Here is a 19,731-nt window from a genome sequence, read left to right on the forward strand (position 1 = left end):
GGGGGGGGGGGGGGGGGGGGGGGGGGGCCGCCAGAGAGAGGACCGGCACGCCATGACCGAGTACGGCTACTTCCTGTCCTGCGAGGAGTTCACCCCCGCCGAGCTGATCGACCAGGCCCGGCGCGCCCAACGGGCCGGATTCACCCGGCTGGCGATCTCCGACCACTTCCACCCGTGGAACGACGCCCAGGGCAACAGCCCGTTCGTCTGGTCGGTGATCGGCGCCCTGTCGCAGGCCGTCGACCTGCCGGTCACCACGCTGGTGACCTGTCCGACCGTCCGGCTGCACCCGGCGGTCACCGCCCAGGCCGCGGCCACCTCCAGCGTGCTGCTGGGCGGGCGGTTCGCCCTCGGCGTCGGCACCGGCGAGGCGCTCAACGAGCACATCCACGGCGACCGCTGGCCGTCCTTCGACGACCGCGCCGCCATGCTGGAGGAGGCCGTCGAGGTGATGCGCGCGCTCTTCACCGGCCGGCAGGTCAGCCACCGCGGCCGGCACTACACGGTCGACAACGCCAGGCTCTACACCCCGCCCGACGGCCCGCTGCCGGTGTACGTCTCCGGCTTTGGCCCGAACGCGGCCGAACTGGCCGGCCGGATCGGCGACGGCTTCGTCACCATGACCCCCGACGCCGACCTGGTCGCCGCCTTCCGCGAGGGCGGCGGCGCGGGCAAACCGGTCACCGGCGGAGTGAAGGTCTGCTGGAGCAGCAACCGCGACAAAGCCGTCGACACCGTCCACCGGCTCTGGCCCACCGAACTGCTGCCCGGCGAACTCGCCCAGCTCCTGCCCACCCCCGCGCACTTCGAGCAGGCGAGCGAGCTCGTCACCCGCGACATGGTCGACGAGGCGGTGACCTGCGGCGACGACGCCCAGCAGCACATCGACACGGTGCGCGCCTACGCCCGCGCCGGCTTCGACGAGGTGTACGTCGGCCAGATCGGCCCCGACCAGGAGGTCTTCTTCGACGCCTACCGCGAACTCGTCCTGCCCGCCCTGCGGTCCTGACCGCAGCCCGCGTCCGACCCCGTTTGCCCGGCCGTCGACCGGAAAGCCGCACGGTATGACAGACCACGAAGCTGCCGCCCGGACCGTCGTCATCACCGGGGCGAGCGGAGGCATCGGCCGCGCCTGCGCCGCCGCCTTCGCCGCCCGCGGCGACCGGCTCGCGCTGATCGCCCGCGGCCGCGCCGGGCTCGACGGGGCCGTGCACGAGGCCGAACGGGCCGGTGCCGCGAAAGCGATCGCGATCGAGGCCGACGTCGCCGACCCGGACGCCGTCGAGGCCGCCGCCCGGCGGGCCGAGGAGGAACTCGGCCCGATCGACGTGTGGGTCAACGACGCCTTCTCCTCCGTCTTCGCCCCCTTCACCGAGATCACCCCCGAGGAGTTCCGCCGCGTCACCGAGGTCACCTACCTCGGCTACGTCTACGCCACCGGCGCCGCACTGCGGCGGATGCTGCCCCGTGACCGCGGCACCCTCGTCCACGTCGGCTCGGCGATCGCCTACCGCGGCATCCCGCTGCAGAGCGCCTACAGCGGTGCCAAGCACGCCATCCAGGGCTGGCACGAGGCACTGCGCTGCGAACTCCTCGCCACCGGCACCGCCGTGCGGACCACCATGGTGCAGATGCCGGCCGTCAACACCCCGCAGTTCGACTGGGTGCGGTCCCGGCTGCCCGAACGGGCACAGCCGGTACCGCCGATCTACCAGCCGGAGGTCGCCGCCCGCGCGGTGCTGTACGCCGCCGACCACCCCGCACGCCGCGAGTACTGGGTCGGTGCCAGCACCGTCGCCACCCTGCTCGCCAACGCCGTGGCGCCCGGCCTGCTGGACCGCTACCTCGCACGGACGGGCTTCGACTCCCAGCAGACCGGCGAACGCCGGCCCGCCGACCAACCGGACAACCTCGACCGGCCGGCGGACGCCGACACGGACTTCGGCGCCCACGGCCGCTTCGACGGGAAGGCCCGCGCCCGCAGCCGCCAGCAGCAGGCCGCCCACGCCCTCGGCGCGCTCGCCGCAGCCGTCGCCCGCACCACCGGACGGATCGTCCCGGCCGTACGGGCGGCACGGCCCGGGTCCGCACCGCGGGCCGCCGGAGCGCCGGTCCCCGTGACACCGGGGCCGGGCGCATGACGGCCCGGACCCGGCCGCGGCGCGCCTCCGACCGCCGTACGACAGGAGTGACGACCATGGGATCCGTCCCCGTACCCACCGACCCGGACGCCACCCCGGTGCCGCCCGACCCGCCCCCGCCACCCGGATCGCCGACCCCGCCGCCCGAGCCGCGCCGCCCGGGACCGCCCGACGAGGAACCGGACACCGACCCCGATCCGGACGAGCCCGTCGAGCCGCCGGACTGATCCCCGCTCAGGCCACCGGCCAGGGCGGCCGAGGACACGGAGGACCCCATCGACGGTATGGTCGAGATCGCCGTGTGGTGGGGCGCGCTGACGGGCCTGACGGTGGTGCTGATCAGCACCGTGTCGCCCGTCGAGCTCCTGGTCGCCGCCACCGCCGCGCTCGGCGCCGCCGTCACCGCCCGCGCCATGCGCCGCGCCGCGGGTGTCCGGTGGCGCGGCGGCCGCGGAGCCGCCCGGGCGGTGCTGCACCTCCCGTGGGCGGTGCTACACGGCTGCGGCACGCTGCTGGCCGCGGCGGTGCGCCGTCCCGGCCGTGCGACGGTGCGCCGGACGACCGTGCAGCAGGGCACCGAGCCCGGCTGGGCCGGCGTCGTCCTGGCCGCCTCCCCGGACACCTGCGTCCTCGACATGCCGCACGAGGACGACCCGCTGCTGCACACCCTCGGCGGGCGCCCCGGGCCGGCGGAGCAAGCGGTCACCGGCGCGCGGGAGCAGCGGTGAGCGCCTGGACCGCCGCCGCCGTGGTGCTGCTGGCCGCCGACGTCCCCGCCTGCCTGTGGGCGGTGTCCAGGGGCAGCGCGGTGGCCCGGCTCATCGGGCTCAGCCTGCTGTCCAGCGTGCTGGGCGCGGTGTTCCTGCTGCTGCCCCAGGCCTACGACCGGTCGTCCTACCAGGACCTCGCCCTGGTGCTGGGCGTCCTCGCCCCCGCCGGGGCGCTGGTCTTCACCCGCTTCGTCGTCGGCCGCGGCGACGAGCCGGAGCACGACCCGGAGCACGACCCGGAGACCACCACGACGGACGGAGGGACGCCGTGACCGCCGGTCACGCCACCGCGCTGGCCCTGCTGTGGACGGGAGTGGCCTTCGTCCTGCTGTCGGCGCTGGCCCTCGTACGGCTGCGCGGCACACCGATGCGGCTGCACGCGCTCGCCCCCGCCACCTGCGCCGGGCTGCCGCTGATCGCCGCGGCGGTCGCCGTCGACCAGGGCCCCGGCCGGGCGGCGGCCAGGACGCTCTTCATCGGCCTGCTCTTCGCCGTCGGCGGCACCGTCACCACGATCGCGGTCGGCCGGGCCGTCCGGCAGTCCGAGAACGGGGAGGACGGGTGAACGACTGGCTGATCGGCCTTGCGCTCGCCTTCACCGTGGCCACCGCGACCGTGGCCGTGCTCACCCGCGACCCGGCCAAGCAGGCCGTCGTGCTGTCCGCGCTCGGCCTCGGCCTCGCCGTGCTGTTCGCCGTCCTCCAGGCACCCGACGTCGCGCTCTCCCAGCTGGCCGTCGGCACCGCCCTCACCCCGCTGCTGATCCTGCTGACGGTCCGCAAGATCAGCCGCCACCGGGCCCCCGACGAGCACGACGAGGAGCAGCGGTGACGGCCCGCGCGCGGCTCCTGCTGCTGCTGGCCGCCGCCGCGGTGATCGCCGCCTTCTTCGCCGCGGCCTGCACCGAACTGCCGCCGTTCGGAACGGCGAGCCACCCGTACGGCGAACGCGCCGTGGCCGCGGCGCTCGCCCACCGCACCGCCAACGTCGTCTCCTCCGTCAACTTCGACATCCGCGCCTTCGACACCCTCGGCGAGGAATCCATGCTCTTCGGCACCGTCCTCGGCGCCACCCTGCTGCTGCGCCGCGCCCGCGACGAACGCCACCACCGGGCCGAGGCCGGACGCGTCCTGCCCACCACCCGGCTCTTCGGCAGCCTGCTGCTGCCGGTCACCCTCGTCGTCGGCGTCTACATCGTCGCCCACGGCCAACTCAGCCCCGGCGGCGGCTTCCAGGGCGGTGTGGTGCTCGCCACCGCCCTGCACCTGGCCTACGTCGCCGCCGACCACCGCGCCCTGCGGCGCCTGCGGCCGCTCACCGTCCTCGACGTCACGGACTGCGCGGCCGCCGCCTCCTTCACCCTCGTCGGCCTGGCCACCCTCGCCGCCGGCGGAGCCTTCCTGCAGAACATGCTGCCGCTCGGCACCTTCAACCGGATCACCTCCGGCGGCACCGTCCCCCTGCTGAACGCCGCCGTCGGCGTCGAGGTCGCCACCGGACTGATCGTCCTGATCGCCCACTTCCTCGACCAGGCCGTCGAACTGACCGACCCCGAGGAACACCGGAAGGAGCGTCAGTAGTGGGCGTCTGGCCCTACCTCGCGGCCGGATGGGTGCTGCTCGTCGCCCTCTACGGCCTCGTCACCAGCCGCAACCTCGTCCACGCCATCGGCTGCCTCGCCGTCGCCCAGTCCTCCACCTACCTGCTGCTGCTCGCCGTCGGCTACCGCGACGGCGGCACCGCCCCCGTCTACTCCGACCTCGTCCCGGGCAGCCGCCCCGTCGTCGACCCGGTCGTGCAGGCCCTCGCCCTCACCGACGTGGTCGTCGGCGCCACCGTGACCGCCCTGCTGCTCGCCCTCACCATCCAGCTCCGCAAACGCCACCGCACCGTCGACCCGCAGGCGCTCGCCGGCCTCAAGGGCTGACGATGGCCACCGAGGACCTGCTGCCGCTCGCCGTCGCGATCCCGCTGCTCGGCTCCGCGCTGCTCGCCGTCGCCGGCCGGCGACTGCCCCGGCTCGGCTGCGACGTCCTCGCCACCGCCACGGCCGCCGCCGAGGTGCTCTGCCTCGCCGCCCTGTGGGTGAGGAGCCCCGGCATCGCCACCGCCCGCCTCGGCGGCTGGCCCGACGGGCTCGGCATCGTGCTGGCCGCCGACCCCGTCGGCGCCGGCTGCGCCCTGCTCGCCGCCGTCCTGGTGCTCGCCGCCCTCGTCTACGCCTGGCGGTACTTCGACGAGCCCGCCGGCGAAAGGGCCGGGATCTTCCCCGCCCTGCTGCTGCTCTTCGAGGCCGGCATGGTCGGCTTCGCCCTCACCGGGGACCTCTTCAACGCCTTCGTCTTCTTCGAGCTCATGGGCGCCGCCGCCTACGCCCTGACGGGCTACCGGATCGAGGACCCCCGCCCGCTGCAGGGCGCCCTCGTCTTCGGCATCGTCACCTCCTTCGCCGCCTACTGCTCGCTGCTCGGCATCGGACTGCTCTACGCCCGCACCGGCGAGCTGAACCTCGCCCGGCTCGGCGACCGCCTCGCCGGCCACCGCACCGACACGCTGACCGTGGTCGCCTTCGTGCTGGTCGCCACCGCCCTGCTGGTCAAGGCCGCCGCCGTGCCGTTCCACTTCTGGCTGCCCGACGCGCACGCCGTCGCCCCCACGCCGGTCTGCATGCTGATGTCCGGCGTCATGGTCGAACTCGGCGTCTACGGCACCGCCCGCCTCTACTGGACGGTCTTCGCCGGCCCCGGCGGCATCCCGCACGAAGCCTTCCGCAGCACCTTCACCGCCGTCGGCGTGCTCACCGCCCTGGTCGGCGCGGTGATGTGCTGGCAGCAGCGCCACCTGAAACGGCTGCTGGCCTTCTCCACCGTCGGCCACGTCGGCCTCTTCCTGGCCGGCACCGCCGTGCTCACCCCGCACGGCACCGCCGGCACGGCCCTCTACGTCGCCGCCCACGGGCTGGTCAAAGCGGCCCTGTTCGGCCTGACCGGCGTGCTGCTCGACCGCTTCGGCTCCGTCGACGAACACGGGCTGTACGGCAGGGCGCGGGGCATACGGGCCACCGGGCTGCTCTTCGCCGTCGGCGCCCTGGCCCTGGCGGGCCTCCCGCCGTTCGGCACCGGCCTCGGCAAGGCCCTCGTTGAGGAGGCCGCCGGCCACTGGCAGCCCTGGCTGCCGGCCGTGTTCGTGCTCGTCTCCGCGGCCACCGGCGCCGCGGTGCTGCGCGCCGCCCTGCGGATCTTCTGGGGGATCGGCCCCGAACCGCAGGCCCGTCCCGGCGAGGAGGAGATCACCGGTGAGGGCGAGGAGCCGGAGCTCCGCAGTCCCGAACGGGCACTGCCGCCGACCATGCTCGCCGTACCCGGCGTGCTGCTGGTGCTCGGCCTGGTCCTCGGCAGCCTTCCCTCCGCCGCCACCGCCCTGGCGCGCGGCGCAGCGGTCTTCACCGACCCGGCCGCGTACCGGGCGGCCGTGGTCGCCGGCACCACGGCCCTCCCGCCGGCTGAGGAGGCCGGGTGGACGGTGCCCGGGGTGCTCCTCGGGCTGCTGTCGGTCGGGCTCGCCGTGCTGCTCGCCCTGTCCGCGGTGCTCCGCCGGCCCGAGCCGCGTTCACGGCCGCGCCTCGCGGGCCGGGCCGTGCGGGGCCTGCGACGGCTGCACTCCGGCCACCTCGGTGACTACCTCGCCTGGCTGGCGGTCGGCATCGCCGTGCTCTGCGCGGCCGTCGCCGCCCAGAGCTGACGGCGGACGCGGTCAGACGTGCTCCGGTACGGCGCTGTGCAGCGGGTCCGGGCGCTTCGCCGCCTGCCAGTTCCGGCCGAGGGCGTGCCGCAGCAGCTCGGCGGCCTCGGCCTGCCGGGCGTCGAGGATCTCCGCATGCCGGTCGGCCCGGTCCGCCAGCCGCTGCAGCCGGGCCGTGAGCAGGTCGTCGGAGGAGGCCGCGCGGAGCGCCCGCCAGAGCGCGATCTTGCCCTGGACGCCGGAACGCATCGCCTCCGTCTCCAGCAGGTCGCTCAGCGGCGAGCGGCGCAGCACCCGCCCGTTGAGCTTCAGCCGGCCGGCCAGTTCGGCGGCGGAGCCGAGCAGCATCCGGTGCCGCCGGGGCCGGACGCCGAGCGCCCGCATCAGGGCGAGCAGTTCGTCGCGGTCCTCGGCCACCTCCTTGGCCAGGGTCCGCAGGGCGGGGGCGTCCGGGCCGGTCGGGTGCTCGCGGGCGATCCGGCGCGCGAGCGCCGCACCGCCGTACGAGCCGGCCAGGTGGTCGTTGAGGTAGATGGCGAGCCACCGCTCGCCGTCGCGGTCGGTCATGGTGTCGTTCCCTTCACCCGGGGATGTGCGCATCAGGCCGCGAGGGCGGCCGGCCGCAGCAGGATCTTCGTCCGGCCGTCGTCGCGGTGGTTGAAGCAGCGGTAGCCCCGGGGTGCCTCGGTGAGCGGCAGTTCGTGGGAGACCAGGAAGGACGGTTCGGCCCGCCCCGCGACGATCAGGTCGCGCAGCCGGGCGTTGTACCGCTTCACCGGGCACTGGCCCGTGCCCGTTCGCCGGCCCTTGGTGAAGAAGGTGCCGTAGCCGAACCCGATCCGGCCCTCCTTGGCGTCCTCGGTGGCGGCCTCCGGGTCCTCGGGGACGCAGCGGCCGACCACGTCGATGCCGCCCGCCGTCCGAGCGGCCTCGACCAGCTGGTCCAGCACCAGTTCGGGATGGTCGGGCACCTCCTCGACCGACACCTCGAACGGTCCCGTGAACACCACTGCCCTCATGTCGGCCGCCCTCTCCGCGCGAACTCGTGGTCCGGTGGTCGCGGCTGCCCGTCGATGCGGTGCGGAAACCGCCGCGGCAGGCAAACGGTGCGGCCCGGTGTTCGGCCGGTCGGGGCACGGACAGGCGCCGACGGGGGAGTGCCCGCACGGGCGGCCGCCCGTGCGGGCCGACACCGGAGACGAGGCAGCCCATGCGCCACCACGACGACCGCTTCCGCGGGCGCCACCGCGCCGGTCACCGGCGGATCCCGCGGGCTCGGCCTGCTGATCGCCGGCGAAGTCGCCGACCGCGGCGCCCGGGTGATGATCTGCGCTCGCGATCCGCAGGAACTCGCCACCGCCGAAGGCGAACTGAGCAGACGCGGCACCGTCGCCACCACAGACAGCGCACGCCGCAGCCGGTTTGACGAGGGCGACGTCGGGTGACACGCGGTGGATGGGCCTCCGCCCCGCCGCTCGGCCGAGGCTTCGACGGGCGGCCCGCGGCCACCGCACCTTCCGCATCAGCTGCGGGTCGCCGCCCGGCAGCCGGATCGCGTGCGCCCGCCCGGGGCACCCTGCCGACGAGATGCCACAGGCCGCCCGTGCGCTCGGCCACCAGTGGGCCGTCCTCACCGACGAGTCCCCGCGGCTCACCATCGCCCGCGGCCTCAGCCCCTCGGCACTGACCGATGGGATCGCAGGCCGCCACGCGGACGGGTGGTGTGCCCGATCAGGCCCGGATGGGCCGCGGTCGCGGGGGTAGGCGCGACGGCCGAGGGGCCGTCGTGGCCCCGGAACGGAGGCTGTGGTGGACGCGATCGTGCTGTTGAGGGACGACCACAAGACGGTGGAGAAGCTGTTCAAGGCGTTCGAGAAGGCAGGGGAGGACGCGCACGCGGAGAAGCGGCGGATCGCCGATGAGGTGATCGAGGAGCTGACCGTGCACGCGGTGATCGAGGAGGAGGTGTTCTACCCGGCCGCCCGTGAGGCGGCCCCGGACACCACGGACCACGTGCTGGAGAGCGTCGAGGAGCACCACGTCGTGGTGTGGATGCTCTCCGAGCTTGCCGGCATGGACCCCGCGGACGAGCGCTTCGACGCCAAGATGACCGTGCTGATGGAGAACGTCCGTCATCACGTCGAGGAGGAGGAGAAGGAGTGGTTCCCCGAGGTCCGCAAGGCCATGGGCCGCAACCGCCTCGTCGAGCTCGGCGAACGCCTGGAGGAGGCGAAGAAGACCGCGACGCGCGACCCCCTGGAGGTCCCCAGCGCGACCAGGTAGACCGACCACCGCGCCCGGCTCGCCGCACGCACGGATCGAAACTGCGAGGCGGGGCCGCAACGGCGGTGCACGACGTGTGAGGAGTACGGCTGATGGTGACGAGCGACCAGGACACACCGCCTAACCCGGCCGAGCAGTATCCCCGGCCGCCGCAGCCCGAGCAGAGCCACCCCATCCCGGCAGCGGGGAGCGGATGCGGCCCGAGCCGGACTACGGCGAGACCTCCTACCGCGGGTCGGGGCGCCTGACCGGACGGGTCGCACTCGTCACCGGAGGCGACTCCGGGATCGGCCGCGCCGGCGCGCTCGCCTTTGCCCGCGAGGGCGCCGACGTCGCGTTCTGTCACCTGCCCGAGGAGCCAGTGCTGGGGCTGCTGTCCAGGGAGTCGGATACGACTGTCAGGTGCGGTGTTGGTCGCCGTCGCGGCGGAGCTGGTTGGCGTGGCGGACGAGGGCATCGATCCGGGCGGCGAGGTCCGGCCGTCTGGCGGCGAGGTGTGGGGCGAGGGCCGCGAGCGGCTCGAGCAGCAGCGACGCGTCGTCCGCGCCGAGGGCGGCGCGCAGGGTCGCGAGGTGGCGGCGGGTTCCGTAGGCGGCGGTGTCGAGGGCGGCGATCTGCCCGGCGAGGCCGCGCAGCGTGGAGGGGTTGGCGCGGGCCCAGGCGGTGATGCTGCGCTCGGCGGCGCGGCGGTCGCGTTCGGCCCGCACCCGCTGGTCCTGCGTCGTTCCGGGGGAGGCTGCGCTGTGCTGGGTGCGCAGATAGCGGCGTTCGGCGGCCTGCCGGCTGCCGACGCCGAGCGGCCGGGACAGATCCTCCCAGGTGGCGCCGGCACCCCGCGCGGTCTCGACGAAGTGCGGCTCCCATTGGTCAAGCGCCTGTCGCAGCTGCCGCATCATCGCGAGGGCGTGCAGTGCACGGTCCGCCGGATCGGCCGCGGCGTCGGGGCTCGCGGTGACGGCATCGGCCATGGCTGTCAGGGCAGTCAGCAGTGGCCGTGCCGCCTCATCCCCGGTGGCCGGAGTCCTGGGCGTCGATGCCGTCATGGTCCACTCACAGGGCCTTGTCATCTGATAGACGACATGTTACAAGGTTCGTGAGCGATACGTTCCGGTTGTTCCGAACCCGGACCGTGTGGAGGTGTTCACGATGCTGATGCGCACCGATCCGTTCCGTGAGTTCGACCGCCTCGCCCAGCAGTTCCTCGGTACGACCGGCACCTGGTCGCGGCCGTCGGCGATGCCGATGGACGCCTACCGGTCCGGTGACGAGTACGTCGTGGTCTTCGACCTGCCGGGCGTGACCCCGGAGGCGGTGGACGTCGACGTCGAGCAGAACGTGCTGACGGTCAAGGCTGAGCGCCGCCCGGTCGCCAAGGGCGACGACATCGAGATGGAGGTCTCCGAGCGGCCGCTGGGCGTCTTCTCCCGGCAGCTGTTCCTCGGCGACACCCTGGACACCGACAACATCCGCGCCGAGTACGAGGCCGGTGTGCTCACGCTGCACATCCCGGTCACTCAGAAGGCCAAGCCCCGCAAGATCGAAGTCGCCGGTGTCTCCGACCACAAGGAGATCCGGTCCTGACGCGGTGAGCCGCTGGTCGGCGGGGAGGACAGGCGGTCTCGAAGGGAGGGATGAGCGATGGCCGCCATCTGCGTCCCGGAGTGGCTCCCGGGCGAGGATGCGGGCTACCACGGCACCCGCACCGCGGCTGCCCCGTCTTCCGGGGCGGCCGCGGTGCCGCCGCCCCCGTCATCGGACGGCGGAGTCACCGTGGTGACGGCGCACGGGGAGATCGACATCGCCACGGCCGACGCGCTGCGCGCCCGACTGGTGGCCGCGCTCTCCCGCCACGGGCACGTCGCCGTCGACCTCGCCGAGGTGACCTTCATCGACTGCGGCGGCCTGCGCGCCCTGACGGGGGCCCACCAAGTCGCCGTGCGCGCCGGGCGGCGCCTGACCCTGCGCACTCCGAGTCCACCCGTAGCGCGGCTGCTCGCGCTCACCCGGCTGGATCGCGAACTCGCCGTCGAACCCGACACCGGGAGCGCCACTCCCGCGCAGTGATGAGGAGGACCTTGGTCATGGGCGTCTCCCGCGACGACTTCCTGGACCGGGTTTCCGAACACAGCGGCATCCAGGAGGAGCGGTGCAGGGAACATCTGATCCGGGCCGTCCTCGGGCTCCTCGGGGAGCACCTGGTCGGCGCAGAGCGGCTCGACCTGGCGGGATGCCTGCCCGAGGAGTACGCCGCCATCGCGCGCGACGCGCCGGCGGCGGACCGGCCGCCGGCCGGCGAGCGGTTCGCCGCCGCCGTCGCCGCACGGACCGACGCCACGGACGACCCCACGGACGACGGCACGTTGCGCGGTGTCAGCGCCGTGCTCGGTGGCGCCGCCGGACCTGCAGCAGCGGCGACCTGGCCCGTGGGTCCCATGGAACGGAAGGAGAGGGAGCAATGGCGGAGCTGATCGTCGACGGCGACGCGCTGGTGGTCCACCTCGGGTGGTGGGAGCGGGCGGTAGTGCGGCGCCGGCAGATACGGGTGCCGCTGGAGGCCGTGTCCAGGATCCGTATCCGTCCGTATCCGTGGCGGGCCGTGCGGGGCGTTCGCGAACGCGGCCTGCTGGTGCCCGGCCTGCTGTGCGTGGGTGTGTGGCGCCATCCCGGCGGGCGGGACTTCGTCTCGGTGCGCCTGCACCAGGACGCGGCGGTGTGTGTCGAGCTGCGCGACCCTGCACCGTTCGCCCGCATCATCGCCACGACGGCCTACCCGCAGCAGACGGTGGCCGCCCTTCGGACCGCGGGGAGCCGGGCGGCCGCGGCCGACGCCCAGGCGCAGATCTACGGGACCGGGCGCGGTAAGCCCGGCCGGCCAGTGCGTGTACCGCCGCGCGGCCGGCTCCAGCCCGTGTGATGCACCGGGATCAGGCGATCGGGCCAGGTCCGGGCCGGGTGGAGGCCGTCCTGTCAGGGCCACGGGCCTGTGTCAGGGCCACGGGTTGCTGTCCCCCCAGTGCCACAGCACCCACCGGGCGAGGTCGACCGGCTGGGCGGCGGCCTCCGGAACCACCACCCGGACCGGGCCGACCCGCAGGTCGGGGCCGGGCGGCCATGGCCCGGTCCGGCCGAAGCCCTCGGGGCCGGGGTGCTCGGCCGCAAGGAACCAGGGCTCGGCGCGGTGGACCCGCACCGGCACGCTTCGGGCTGACGGGCGATCCGGCCCGGCCGCCGGAGGCCTGACGGACTGCTCCACCGACCGGCGGTCGAGCCGGGCGTCGTAGGCGGCCCGCCGATCGGGATCCCGGAGCACCTCATAGGCCGCGAGCACCTCGCCGAGCCGTTCCGCCGACGACTGCGCGGGGCGGCTGTCAGGGTGCAGCACGCGCACCAGCGCGCGATAGGCCGAGGCGATCTGGCGCGCCGACGCCGAGGGATCGACCCCGAGCACCGCGTAATGATCAGGCCGGGCTCCTGGCGCTGCCACGGGACGCTCACCTCCTCGGCACCGGCGCACTGACACACGGGGAGATCTCCGAAGAACTGAATTCCTTGTCACCTTCCTAGATTCAAGGCGTGCGCCTGTCAAGGTGCTTCGAATCGCCCATGGTGCTCAGCCGGCGCGCGCGCCGGGGCCGCGAACCGATCGCGACCCCCGGAACGACCGGCCGCGATACTTGACACTCATCGACTCAAGTTTTATGCCTTGGTGTAGAGCAATCTCTGAGATGAAGGGACTTGAAAGGAGGCCGGAGATGTCACGCGCAGTCGGTATTGACCTGGGAACGACGAACTCGGTGGTGTGCGTGCTGGAGGGCGGCGAACCGTCCGTCATCGCCAACGCCGAGGGCGCACGGACCACCCCGTCCGTGGTGGCGTTCGGCAAGGGCGGGGAGGTGCTGGTCGGCGAGGTCGCCAAGCGTCAGGCGGTGACCAACGTAGACCGCACCGCCCGCTCGGTGAAGCGGCACGTGGGCGAGAGCGACTGGCGCTTCCCCGAGCACGACAGTGTGGACGGCAAGCGATACACCGCGCAGGAGATCTCCGCGCGGGTGCTGCAGAAGCTCAAGCGCGACGCGGAGGCATACCTGGGCGAGGACGTCACGGACGCGGTGATCACCGTCCCGGCGTACTTCAACGACGCCCAGCGCACCGCGACCAAGGAGGCCGGGGAGATCGCCGGCCTGAAGGTGGCGCGGATCATCAACGAACCCACCGCGGCCGCCCTGGCGTACGGGCTGGACAAGGAGAGCGACCAGACGGTGCTGGTCTTCGACCTCGGCGGTGGCACGTTCGACGTGTCGCTGCTGGAGATCGGCGAGGGCGTGGTGGAGGTGAAGTCCACCTCCGGAGACACCCACCTGGGCGGCGACGACTGGGACCAGCGGATCGTCGAGCACCTGGTGAAGCAGTTCAAGAACGGCTACGGCGTCGACCTGGCCACGGACAAGATGGCCGCGCAGCGGCTGCGCGAGGCCGCCGAGAAGGCCAAGATCGAGCTGTCCGCCGCCACGGAGACGACGATCAACCTCCCGTACATCACCGCCTCCGCCGAGGGCGCGCTGCACCTGGACGAAAAGCTCACCCGCGCCCAGTTCCAGCAGTTGACGGCCGACCTGTTCGAGCGGTGCAAGGGCCCGTTCCACAGTGCGGTCAAGGACGCGAAGATCAAGGTCTCGGACATCGACCACGTCATCCTGGTCGGCGGCTCGACCCGGATGCCGGCCGTGACCGAGCTGGTGAAGGAGCTGACCGGCAAGGACCCGCACAAGGGCGTCAACCCGGACGAGGTCGTCGCCGTCGGCGCCGCGCTCCAGGCCGGTGTGCTGAAGGGCGAGGTCAAGGACGTCCTGCTGCTGGACGTCACCCCGCTGTCCCTGGGCATCGAGACCAAGGGCGGCATCATGACCAAGCTGATCGAGCGCAACACCACCATCCCGACCAGGCGGTCCGAGGTGTTCACCACCGCCGAGGACAACCAGCCCTCGGTCACCGTGCAGGTCTACCAGGGCGAGCGCGAGATCGCCGCCTACAACAAGAAGCTCGGCATGTTCGAGCTGAGTGGCATCGCACCGGCCCCAAGGGGCCTGCCGCAGATCGAGGTCACCTTCGACATCGACGCCAACGGCATCATGCACGTCGGCGCGAAGGACCTCGGCACCGGCAAGGAACAGAAGATGACCGTCACCGGCGGCTCCTCCCTCGCGAAGGACGACATCGACCGCATGATCCGCGACGCCGAACAGCACGCCCAGGAGGACCGGCGCCGCAAGGAGACTGCCGAGACCCGCAACCAGGGCGAGCAACTCGTCTACTCGACCGAGAAGCTGATCACCGACAACGCCGACAAGATCCCCGTCGACGTGAAGTCCGAGGTCGAGACGGCCCTGGCGGAGTTGAAGGAGAAGCTCAAGGGCGACGACACCGCCGCGATCCGCATCGCTACCGAGCGGACGGCCGCCGCCGCGCAGAAGATCGGCACTGCCGTCTATTCCCAGGCCGGCGGCCCACAGGCAGCAGCCGGCACCGGCCCGACGCAAGGGGGAGAGGAGGAGGTCGTCGACGCGGAGATCGTCGACGACGAGGGCGTGAAGGGAGGCACCGGATGAGCCCGCGCACCGGAGACGGGCAGGGCGACAGGCCGCCGATCGTCATCCACGATCGGCGGCGCATCGACCCGGTCACCCTCCAGCCCAGACAACCCGATCCCGACACCGAGGAACACCCAGGACGCGGAACCGTCCTGGAACAGCCGGATGCGGCGGCGAAGCTGGAGAAGCAACTCGCCGAGCGCACAGCGGACCTGCAAAGGATCAAGGCCGAGTACGACAACTACCGCAAACGCAACCAGCGCGAACGAGCGCAGCTCCGCGAGGCCACCGTCGCGGAAGTCCTCGCCGGACTGGTACCCGTCCTCGACGATCTCGACCGGGCACGGGAACACGGCGAGCTCACCGGCCCACTCCAGGCCGTCGCCACCACCCTGACCTCCCACCTCACCGGCCTCGGCATCGAATCCTTCGGCACACCGGGAGAGCCCTTCGACCCCACCCGCCACGAAGCGGTCGCCCACCAGGAGTCCCCGGACGTCGACCAGCCCACCTGCATGCAGATCGTGCGCCCCGGCTACCGGCTCGGACAGCGACTCCTGCGCCCGGCCCAGGTCACGGTCATCGCGCCGAGCCCGGCGGCAGATTGAGGTGCTGAGCCTGCGGGGCCGGCCGTCCCGGAGCCGGGCTGATCACGCAGGACGGGCAGGGAACGACACGCCGCCGGTCGCCTGGCCAGCCGCGCGCTCCGTGCCTGTCATGGCCGGCAGCGATGCGACAGGGGAAAGCGAGGGTGGAGCACCGGCCGTTTCTCGCAGGGGCCGGGTAGGAGCAGTGGAGGACGAGATGTCCGCCTGATTCACCGATCGCCTGGGCTTGCGTCGGCCCCACCCCTTCCGTCGCCGCCTCCCGCCCGTGTCAGGTGCGGGGCAGCGGCGGCAGGGGCCGGGTGGCGATGGCCCGTGCTTCGGCGCGCGTCATGCCGAACATGCGCAGCAGGCGGAAGGCCAGTTGGTCGGAAACATGCTCGGCGTCGAGGTCCGGGCGGGTCTCCAGCAGGTGGAGCACTCCGAGCAGGGCGCCGCCGACCATGGCCACGGAAGTGCGCGGGTCGTCGATGTCCAGCCGTCCGTTGTCGGCGGCGGCCCGTAGATCCCGCATCGCCCGAGGTGCCAGGCCTCTGTCCGAGGTGAGATAGGGCATGCCGGTGTGGACGAGAATCCTGGCGATCTGCGGGTGGGTGCGCTGCAGCCGACCGGTCAGGCGGACGCTGGCGGCGAAGATCTCCGCGGGGTCCCCGAGGTCTCCCGCCACGGATTCCAGGAGTTCGCCATGTTGCTCCAGGGTGAGGGCGACGGCGGCGTCGAACAGCTCGTCCTTGCTGGTGAAGTGGTTGTAGAAGGAGCCGAAGCCGACGTCCGCCGCCTCGGTGATCTCCTGGATGCTCACGTCGGTCCTCCCTTGCTCGGCGAGGAACCCCTGAGCGGCGGCGATCAGCGCGGCTCGGGTGAGCGCCTTGCGCCGGTCCAGGCGGTTGGGTGTGCGGCCGGGAGTCCGGCTGTCGGCCTTGCTCTGTCGGTCGGTGCTCATCCCTCCATCGTTACCTGGTGAATCAGTTCTGATTCTTTCATCAACACTGATGACTGTTGACGATGCTGCCATCTGGACTGATTCTTTCATCACTGCTGACTGGAGCTGCTCGCAGAAGTGTCCGGTCGGCGCCTGTCCAGGACTCAGGAGAGCCGATGAGTATCCAGGTCGTCCGCACCACAGACGGCTGGTGGGTGGAGAGCGGCACAGGACGGCTGCACCACGTCGACACCGACGCGGACACCACCGCCGGCCTGCTCGCCGACCGTGCCGCCGTGCAGCAGGCGGCCGCGCGTGCCGCGGCTGCCCCCGACGCCGGGCCTTCCGCTCGAGAGGCGGAGCTGCTGTCGCCCGTCACCACCCCCTGCCGGGTGGTGGCGCAGATGGTCAACTACCGTTCCCACGCGGTGGATTCCGGGTTCGACCCGGACACCGTCCCGCCCGCGTTCTTCCGCAAGGCCTCCGGGTCCGTCAGCGGTCCCTACCAGGACATCGTCCGGCCGCCGCACGTGCGGTTCCTCGACTACGAGGTGGAGCTCGGGCTGGTGATGGGCGCGAACCTGCCGGTCGGCACCGAGGTCACCGACGCCACCCTGGCGGAGTACGTCGCCGCGCTGGTGGTCGCCGACGACGTCAGCGCGCGTGACCTGCAGTTGCCCAAGACGCAGTTCTACGAGTCCAAGTCGTACCCGACCTTCACTCCGCTCGGGCCCCGGCTGCTCCTGGTTGATGCCGAGGATCTGTCCCGCCTGCCGGACCTGCGGCTCACGCTGAAGGTCAATGGGGCCACGAGGCAGGACCGCACCACCACGGACATGATCGTCCGACCCGCGCGTGCCCTCAGCCTTCTGGCCCGCTTCCAGAACCTGCAGCCCGGTGACGTCCTGCTCACCGGAACCCCCGGCGGCACCGCCCTCAAGTCTCCGGGCAGGCTCCTGACCACGCTTGCCGCCCTGCTGCCCCCGCACAAGCGCTGGCAGAAGTTCTTCGCCCGCCAACTGGCGAACCCCGACTACCTCAAGGACGGCGACGCCGTCACGGCCCGTATCGCCACCGATGACGGCGTCATCGATCTCGGCGAGCAGCGCACGGTGGTGCGCGCCCGCTGACGACTCCCGGGACCCCGCCCGGGACCCGCCCGGCCCGGCATCCCTGTCCGGGGCCGGCCATCTGACCCCACCTCTCCCTCACCCTGCAAAGGCGCACCGGTGACACTCACACCCACCGACCTGCTGTGGCCCGCCCCCGAGAGCTTCGCGGACCTCTCTGCGATCGAAGCCGTTCCGCTCCATGAACGCGGCCTGACCGCCACCACCTACGACACCGTGGTGCGCGCCGCCCGCCTGTGGCCCGACCGCCCGGCCATGACGGTGCTGCCCGACGCCGTGCGCTTCCTGCGCCCCACCACCGTGACCTTCGCGCAGCTGCGCGACCAGGTGCACCGCACCGCCAACCTGCTGCGTGCGCTCGGCGCCACCCGCCGCGCCGCGGTGGGCCTGCTCGCGCCGAACACCGCGGAGCTGCCTGCCGCCCTGCTGGCCGCGCAGGCCGCGGGCATCGCCGCCCCGGTCAACCCGGGCCTGGCGTCCGAGCACGTCGAGCAGTTGCTGCGGCGCGCCGGCGCGCGGGTACTCATCGCCGCCGGTCCGCAGCTGGACGCACAGGTGTGGGCGACGGCCCGGCAGGTCGCCGCGGCCTTGCGGTTGGACGCACTGCTGGCGCTGGCCCCAACCCTCCCGGAGGGCCCGACTCCCGCTCTGGACCCCGTCGAAGGCGTGCGCGTCGGCTACCTCACGGAGCTGGCCGCCTCCCATCCCGCAGACCGGCTGGTGGACATCGATCCCCCGGCCGCCGACGACCTGGCCGCCTACTTCCACACCGGCGGCACCACCGGCACTCCCAAGCTCGCCGCGCACACGCACGCCAACGAGGTCGTCGACGCCTGGACGGTGGCCGCGAGCGTTCCCCTCGACGAGGACGCGGTGATGTTCGCGGCGCTGCCGTTGTTCCACGTCAACGCCCTGATCGTCACCCTGCTCGGCCCGCTGCTGCGCGGCCGGGGAGTGGTGTGGGCCGGGCCGCTGGGCTACCGCGATCCCGAGCTGTATCCGGTGTTCTGGAAGCTGGTGGAGCACTATCGCATCGCCGCCATGTCCGGCGTGCCCACCGTGTACTCCGTCCTCGCCCGTGTCCCCGTCGACGCGGACATCTCCAGCATGCGGTTCGCCGCCGTCGGCGCCTCGCCTCTCCCTCCAGCCGTACGGGACTCCTTCGAGGAGCACACCGGCATCCCGCTGTGCGAGGGCTACGGGCTGACCGAGGCGACCTGTGCCTCTGCCCTCGGCCTGCCCGGTCACACCCGCTCCGGCAGCGTCGGCCGGCGCCTGCCCTACCAGCAGGTCAAGACCGTGCGGATCGACCCGACCACCGGCGAGCGGCACGACCTGCCGCCCGGCGCCACTGGGGTGCTCGCCGTCAGCGGTCCGGTCGTCTTCGCCGGGTACGTTGCCGAGCACACCGCCCAGGGACCTCGCCTGGAGACCGCGGGGAAGATCCGCGACGGCTGGCTGGACACGGGCGACGTGGCCCGCATCGACGCCGACGGCTTCATCCATCTCATCGGCCGCGCCAAGGACCTGATCATCCGTGGGGGCCACAACATCGACCCCGCCGCGATCGAGGACACCCTCCTCGGCCACCCCGAGGTCACCGCCGCCGCGGCGGTCGGCCGCCCCGACCCCCACGCGGGCGAAGTGCCCGTCGCCTACGTCACCCTCGCCCCCTGCGCCCGGACCAGCCCCGCCGAACTGCTCACCTGGGCCGCCGAACGAGTCCCCGAACGCGCAGCCGCCCCGCGCGAGGTGCTCGTGATCGACGCCATCCCGCTCACCGCCGTCGGCAAGCCCTACAAGCTCGGCCTGCGCCTGGACGCCACCCGCCGTGCGGTCCACGCCGAACTGGCCGCCCAGGGCGCGGACTGCGACCCGGAGCTCATCCTGTGCCGGCCGCACGACGGCGGTGTCCGTGTCACGCTGCCCGCCCCTGCCGACGAGGCGGTACGACGCAGGGTCACCGCTGCCCTGGACCGGTACGTCCTGCACTGGCAGTACGCCCCCGAACAAGCCACCTGAGAGGGAAGCCCCCATGAGCACCACCGCCATCGTCCTCGCCGTCCTCCTGGCCGGGATGTCCCTCCTGTTCGGGTCGGCGAAGCTTGCGGCAGTCCCCGCGATGCGCCAGGCCGCGGCCCACGTCGGCATGACCACGACCCACTACCGCCTGCTGGGCGCCCTGGAGGTGGCGGCAGCGGCAGGCCTGCTGCTCGGCCTGCGGATCACCGCGCTCGGCGCCGCCGCATCGGTCGGTCTGATCCTGCTCATGGCCGGAGCCGTCGCCGTCCACCTGCGCAGTGGCGACCCAGCCACCCGCTGCCTGCCGGCCGCCGTCGTAGGTGCCCTGGCCGCAGCCCATCTCGTACTGCTGGCCGGCAGCTAGCCGCCCGCACACCTCGGTCGCCGGTGTTCGGCATGTCGCCGTGACCGTCCAGCCGTCGGCCGGGGACCCGAGGAGCATCAGGAGGCCGCCGAGAAGATCACCGCCGCGAGCGGTCTGCCGCTGGACGCGATCCGGGTCGGCCAGGTCGAGGGCGACTACCGCGAC

Annotated in this window: 26 protein-coding genes and 2 pseudogenes; 23 read left to right on the top strand and 5 right to left on the bottom strand. The window is 73.0% G+C overall.

The window, feature by feature from the left end; all coding sequences use genetic code 11:
- The first annotated feature begins 52 nt into the window (after nucleotides 1-52).
- The 10 genes from KSNIM_RS35215 to KSNIM_RS35260 are packed head-to-tail and all read left to right on the top strand — an operon-like array spanning nucleotide 53 to nucleotide 6,652.
- A complete protein-coding gene (locus tag KSNIM_RS35215; protein WP_263107246.1) occupies nucleotides 53-1,009 on the top strand; it encodes a TIGR03557 family F420-dependent LLM class oxidoreductase in 957 nt (318 codons plus the stop codon).
- Between the two features lie 55 nt (nucleotides 1,010-1,064).
- Nucleotides 1,065-2,141, top strand: a complete 1,077-nt coding sequence (locus tag KSNIM_RS35220) for an SDR family oxidoreductase (RefSeq protein ID WP_263107247.1) — start codon at nucleotides 1,065-1,067, stop codon at nucleotides 2,139-2,141.
- 56 nt (nucleotides 2,142-2,197) lie between these two features.
- The gene (locus KSNIM_RS35225) at nucleotides 2,198-2,368 is read left to right on the top strand and encodes a hypothetical protein (RefSeq protein WP_263107248.1); all 171 of its coding nucleotides are present in this window, start codon (nucleotides 2,198-2,200) and stop codon (nucleotides 2,366-2,368) included.
- Nucleotides 2,369-2,425: 57 nt separating this feature from the next.
- On the top strand, nucleotides 2,426-2,869 hold the full coding sequence (locus KSNIM_RS35230; RefSeq protein ID WP_263107249.1) for a hypothetical protein: 444 nt from the start codon (nucleotides 2,426-2,428) through the stop codon (nucleotides 2,867-2,869).
- Nucleotides 2,866-3,183 carry an MrpF/PhaF family protein gene (locus KSNIM_RS35235; RefSeq protein ID WP_263107250.1) on the top strand — a complete coding sequence of 106 codons (318 nt, stop codon included), beginning with the start codon at nucleotides 2,866-2,868 and terminating at the stop codon, nucleotides 3,181-3,183. Before KSNIM_RS35230 ends, KSNIM_RS35235 begins: the two co-directional genes overlap by 4 nt.
- Nucleotides 3,180-3,476 carry a cation:proton antiporter gene (locus KSNIM_RS35240; RefSeq protein ID WP_263107251.1) on the top strand — a complete coding sequence of 99 codons (297 nt, stop codon included), beginning with the start codon at nucleotides 3,180-3,182 and terminating at the stop codon, nucleotides 3,474-3,476. Before KSNIM_RS35235 ends, KSNIM_RS35240 begins: the two co-directional genes overlap by 4 nt.
- Complete coding sequence (locus KSNIM_RS35245; RefSeq protein ID WP_263107252.1) at nucleotides 3,473-3,742, top strand: Na(+)/H(+) antiporter subunit B; 270 nt, start codon at nucleotides 3,473-3,475, stop codon at nucleotides 3,740-3,742. Before KSNIM_RS35240 ends, KSNIM_RS35245 begins: the two co-directional genes overlap by 4 nt.
- Nucleotides 3,739-4,491 carry an MnhB domain-containing protein gene (locus KSNIM_RS35250; protein ID WP_263107253.1) on the top strand — a complete coding sequence of 251 codons (753 nt, stop codon included), beginning with the start codon at nucleotides 3,739-3,741 and terminating at the stop codon, nucleotides 4,489-4,491. Before KSNIM_RS35245 ends, KSNIM_RS35250 begins: the two co-directional genes overlap by 4 nt.
- Nucleotides 4,491-4,838, top strand: coding sequence for a sodium:proton antiporter (locus KSNIM_RS35255; RefSeq protein WP_263107254.1), 348 nt, complete (start codon nucleotides 4,491-4,493; stop codon nucleotides 4,836-4,838). Before KSNIM_RS35250 ends, KSNIM_RS35255 begins: the two co-directional genes overlap by 1 nt.
- A gap of 2 nt (nucleotides 4,839-4,840) precedes the next feature.
- Complete coding sequence (locus KSNIM_RS35260) at nucleotides 4,841-6,652, top strand: complex I subunit 5 family protein (protein WP_263107255.1); 1,812 nt, start codon at nucleotides 4,841-4,843, stop codon at nucleotides 6,650-6,652.
- A gap of 12 nt (nucleotides 6,653-6,664) precedes the next feature.
- Here KSNIM_RS35260 and KSNIM_RS35265 read toward each other — a convergent pair whose 3' ends face one another.
- Both KSNIM_RS35265 and KSNIM_RS35270 read right to left on the bottom strand, forming a co-directional pair.
- Nucleotides 6,665-7,219, bottom strand: coding sequence for a hypothetical protein (locus KSNIM_RS35265; protein ID WP_263107256.1), 555 nt, complete (start codon nucleotides 7,217-7,219; stop codon nucleotides 6,665-6,667).
- A 32-nt stretch (nucleotides 7,220-7,251) separates the two neighbouring features.
- Nucleotides 7,252-7,659 (bottom strand): hypothetical protein, encoded by a 408-nt coding sequence (locus KSNIM_RS35270; protein WP_263107257.1) that lies wholly within the window; start codon nucleotides 7,657-7,659, stop codon nucleotides 7,252-7,254.
- A gap of 150 nt (nucleotides 7,660-7,809) precedes the next feature.
- Between KSNIM_RS35270 and KSNIM_RS39225 the strand changes: the two genes are divergently transcribed.
- From KSNIM_RS39225 to KSNIM_RS39230, 4 genes and pseudogenes are all read left to right on the top strand, one after another.
- Nucleotides 7,810-8,097: an SDR family NAD(P)-dependent oxidoreductase gene (locus KSNIM_RS39225; protein ID WP_317634092.1), complete on the top strand. Its 288-nt coding sequence runs from the start codon at nucleotides 7,810-7,812 to the stop codon at nucleotides 8,095-8,097.
- 124 nt (nucleotides 8,098-8,221) lie between these two features.
- Nucleotides 8,222-8,344, top strand: a pseudogene (locus KSNIM_RS35280) (histidinol phosphatase); the annotation flags it as partial.
- Nucleotides 8,345-8,461: 117 nt separating this feature from the next.
- Nucleotides 8,462-8,935 (top strand): hemerythrin domain-containing protein, encoded by a 474-nt coding sequence (locus tag KSNIM_RS35285; protein ID WP_263107258.1) that lies wholly within the window; start codon nucleotides 8,462-8,464, stop codon nucleotides 8,933-8,935.
- A 92-nt stretch (nucleotides 8,936-9,027) separates the two neighbouring features.
- Nucleotides 9,028-9,293, top strand: a pseudogene (locus KSNIM_RS39230) (SDR family NAD(P)-dependent oxidoreductase); the annotation flags it as partial.
- 40 nt (nucleotides 9,294-9,333) lie between these two features.
- On the opposite strand, the gene KSNIM_RS35295 reads toward KSNIM_RS39230, so the two are convergent.
- Nucleotides 9,334-9,903 carry a hypothetical protein gene (locus KSNIM_RS35295; protein ID WP_263107259.1) on the bottom strand — a complete coding sequence of 190 codons (570 nt, stop codon included), beginning with the start codon at nucleotides 9,901-9,903 and terminating at the stop codon, nucleotides 9,334-9,336.
- A gap of 178 nt (nucleotides 9,904-10,081) precedes the next feature.
- Between KSNIM_RS35295 and KSNIM_RS35300 the strand changes: the two genes are divergently transcribed.
- Genes KSNIM_RS35300 through KSNIM_RS35315 form a run of 4 tightly spaced genes read left to right on the top strand, consistent with a single transcriptional unit; the run spans nucleotide 10,082 to nucleotide 11,849 of the window.
- On the top strand, nucleotides 10,082-10,516 hold the full coding sequence (locus tag KSNIM_RS35300; protein ID WP_263108234.1) for an Hsp20/alpha crystallin family protein: 435 nt from the start codon (nucleotides 10,082-10,084) through the stop codon (nucleotides 10,514-10,516).
- Nucleotides 10,517-10,573: 57 nt separating this feature from the next.
- Complete coding sequence (locus tag KSNIM_RS35305; protein WP_263107260.1) at nucleotides 10,574-10,999, top strand: STAS domain-containing protein; 426 nt, start codon at nucleotides 10,574-10,576, stop codon at nucleotides 10,997-10,999.
- 17 nt (nucleotides 11,000-11,016) lie between these two features.
- The gene (locus KSNIM_RS35310) at nucleotides 11,017-11,403 is read left to right on the top strand and encodes a DUF2267 domain-containing protein (RefSeq protein WP_263107261.1); all 387 of its coding nucleotides are present in this window, start codon (nucleotides 11,017-11,019) and stop codon (nucleotides 11,401-11,403) included.
- Nucleotides 11,391-11,849 (top strand): hypothetical protein, encoded by a 459-nt coding sequence (locus tag KSNIM_RS35315; RefSeq protein WP_263107262.1) that lies wholly within the window; start codon nucleotides 11,391-11,393, stop codon nucleotides 11,847-11,849. The genes KSNIM_RS35310 and KSNIM_RS35315 overlap by 13 nt, the downstream gene beginning before the upstream one ends.
- 72 nt (nucleotides 11,850-11,921) lie before the next feature.
- On the opposite strand, the gene KSNIM_RS35320 is transcribed toward KSNIM_RS35315, so the two are convergent.
- Nucleotides 11,922-12,419, bottom strand: a complete 498-nt coding sequence (locus KSNIM_RS35320; protein ID WP_263107263.1) for a J domain-containing protein — start codon at nucleotides 12,417-12,419, stop codon at nucleotides 11,922-11,924.
- Nucleotides 12,420-12,687: 268 nt separating this feature from the next.
- On the opposite strand from KSNIM_RS35320, the gene dnaK reads away from it, so the two are divergent.
- Both dnaK and grpE read left to right on the top strand, forming a co-directional pair.
- Nucleotides 12,688-14,541 (top strand): molecular chaperone DnaK, encoded by a 1,854-nt coding sequence (gene dnaK, locus KSNIM_RS35325; RefSeq protein ID WP_263107264.1) that lies wholly within the window; start codon nucleotides 12,688-12,690, stop codon nucleotides 14,539-14,541.
- Nucleotides 14,538-15,131: a nucleotide exchange factor GrpE gene (gene grpE, locus KSNIM_RS35330; protein WP_263107265.1), complete on the top strand. Its 594-nt coding sequence runs from the start codon at nucleotides 14,538-14,540 to the stop codon at nucleotides 15,129-15,131. Before dnaK ends, grpE begins: the two co-directional genes overlap by 4 nt.
- Nucleotides 15,132-15,399: 268 nt before the next feature.
- Here the strand turns inward: grpE and KSNIM_RS35335 are convergent, their stop codons facing one another.
- A complete protein-coding gene (locus KSNIM_RS35335; protein WP_263107266.1) occupies nucleotides 15,400-16,071 on the bottom strand; it encodes a TetR/AcrR family transcriptional regulator in 672 nt (223 codons plus the stop codon).
- Between the two features lie 155 nt (nucleotides 16,072-16,226).
- On the opposite strand from KSNIM_RS35335, the gene KSNIM_RS35340 reads away from it, so the two are divergent.
- From KSNIM_RS35340 to KSNIM_RS35350, 3 genes are all read left to right on the top strand, one after another.
- A complete protein-coding gene (locus KSNIM_RS35340) occupies nucleotides 16,227-17,180 on the top strand; it encodes a fumarylacetoacetate hydrolase family protein (RefSeq protein WP_263107267.1) in 954 nt (317 codons plus the stop codon).
- Between the two features lie 99 nt (nucleotides 17,181-17,279).
- On the top strand, nucleotides 17,280-19,202 hold the full coding sequence (locus KSNIM_RS35345; protein WP_263107268.1) for an acyl-CoA synthetase: 1,923 nt from the start codon (nucleotides 17,280-17,282) through the stop codon (nucleotides 19,200-19,202).
- Nucleotides 19,203-19,215: 13 nt separating this feature from the next.
- Entirely contained in the window at nucleotides 19,216-19,566 is a 351-nt protein-coding gene (locus KSNIM_RS35350) for a DoxX family protein (protein ID WP_263107269.1), read from the top strand.
- The last annotated feature ends 165 nt before the right edge of the window (nucleotides 19,567-19,731 follow it).

Origin of the sequence: Kitasatospora sp. DSM 101779 (genome assembly GCF_025655475.1) — a bacterium.
GTDB lineage: Bacteria > Actinomycetota > Actinomycetes > Streptomycetales > Streptomycetaceae > Kitasatospora.

Coding starts and splice junctions, on each gene's coding strand:
- grpE (WP_263107265.1), top strand. CDS start 14,538: ATGAGCCCGCGCACCGGAGACGGGCAGGGCGACAGGCCGCCGATCGTC.
- KSNIM_RS35265 (WP_263107256.1), bottom strand. CDS start 7,219: ATGACCGACCGCGACGGCGAGCGGTGGCTCGCCATCTACCTCAACGAC.
- KSNIM_RS35315 (WP_263107262.1), top strand. CDS start 11,391: ATGGCGGAGCTGATCGTCGACGGCGACGCGCTGGTGGTCCACCTCGGG.
- KSNIM_RS35225 (WP_263107248.1), top strand. CDS start 2,198: ATGGGATCCGTCCCCGTACCCACCGACCCGGACGCCACCCCGGTGCCG.
- KSNIM_RS35340 (WP_263107267.1), top strand. CDS start 16,227: ATGAGTATCCAGGTCGTCCGCACCACAGACGGCTGGTGGGTGGAGAGC.
- KSNIM_RS35310 (WP_263107261.1), top strand. CDS start 11,017: ATGGGCGTCTCCCGCGACGACTTCCTGGACCGGGTTTCCGAACACAGC.
- KSNIM_RS35350 (WP_263107269.1), top strand. CDS start 19,216: ATGAGCACCACCGCCATCGTCCTCGCCGTCCTCCTGGCCGGGATGTCC.
- KSNIM_RS35335 (WP_263107266.1), bottom strand. CDS start 16,071: ATGAGCACCGACCGACAGAGCAAGGCCGACAGCCGGACTCCCGGCCGC.
- dnaK (WP_263107264.1), top strand. CDS start 12,688: ATGTCACGCGCAGTCGGTATTGACCTGGGAACGACGAACTCGGTGGTG.
- KSNIM_RS35220 (WP_263107247.1), top strand. CDS start 1,065: ATGACAGACCACGAAGCTGCCGCCCGGACCGTCGTCATCACCGGGGCG.
- KSNIM_RS35260 (WP_263107255.1), top strand. CDS start 4,841: ATGGCCACCGAGGACCTGCTGCCGCTCGCCGTCGCGATCCCGCTGCTC.
- KSNIM_RS35305 (WP_263107260.1), top strand. CDS start 10,574: ATGGCCGCCATCTGCGTCCCGGAGTGGCTCCCGGGCGAGGATGCGGGC.
- KSNIM_RS35300 (WP_263108234.1), top strand. CDS start 10,082: ATGCTGATGCGCACCGATCCGTTCCGTGAGTTCGACCGCCTCGCCCAG.
- KSNIM_RS35230 (WP_263107249.1), top strand. CDS start 2,426: ATGGTCGAGATCGCCGTGTGGTGGGGCGCGCTGACGGGCCTGACGGTG.
- KSNIM_RS35215 (WP_263107246.1), top strand. CDS start 53: ATGACCGAGTACGGCTACTTCCTGTCCTGCGAGGAGTTCACCCCCGCC.
- KSNIM_RS35295 (WP_263107259.1), bottom strand. CDS start 9,903: ATGGCCGATGCCGTCACCGCGAGCCCCGACGCCGCGGCCGATCCGGCG.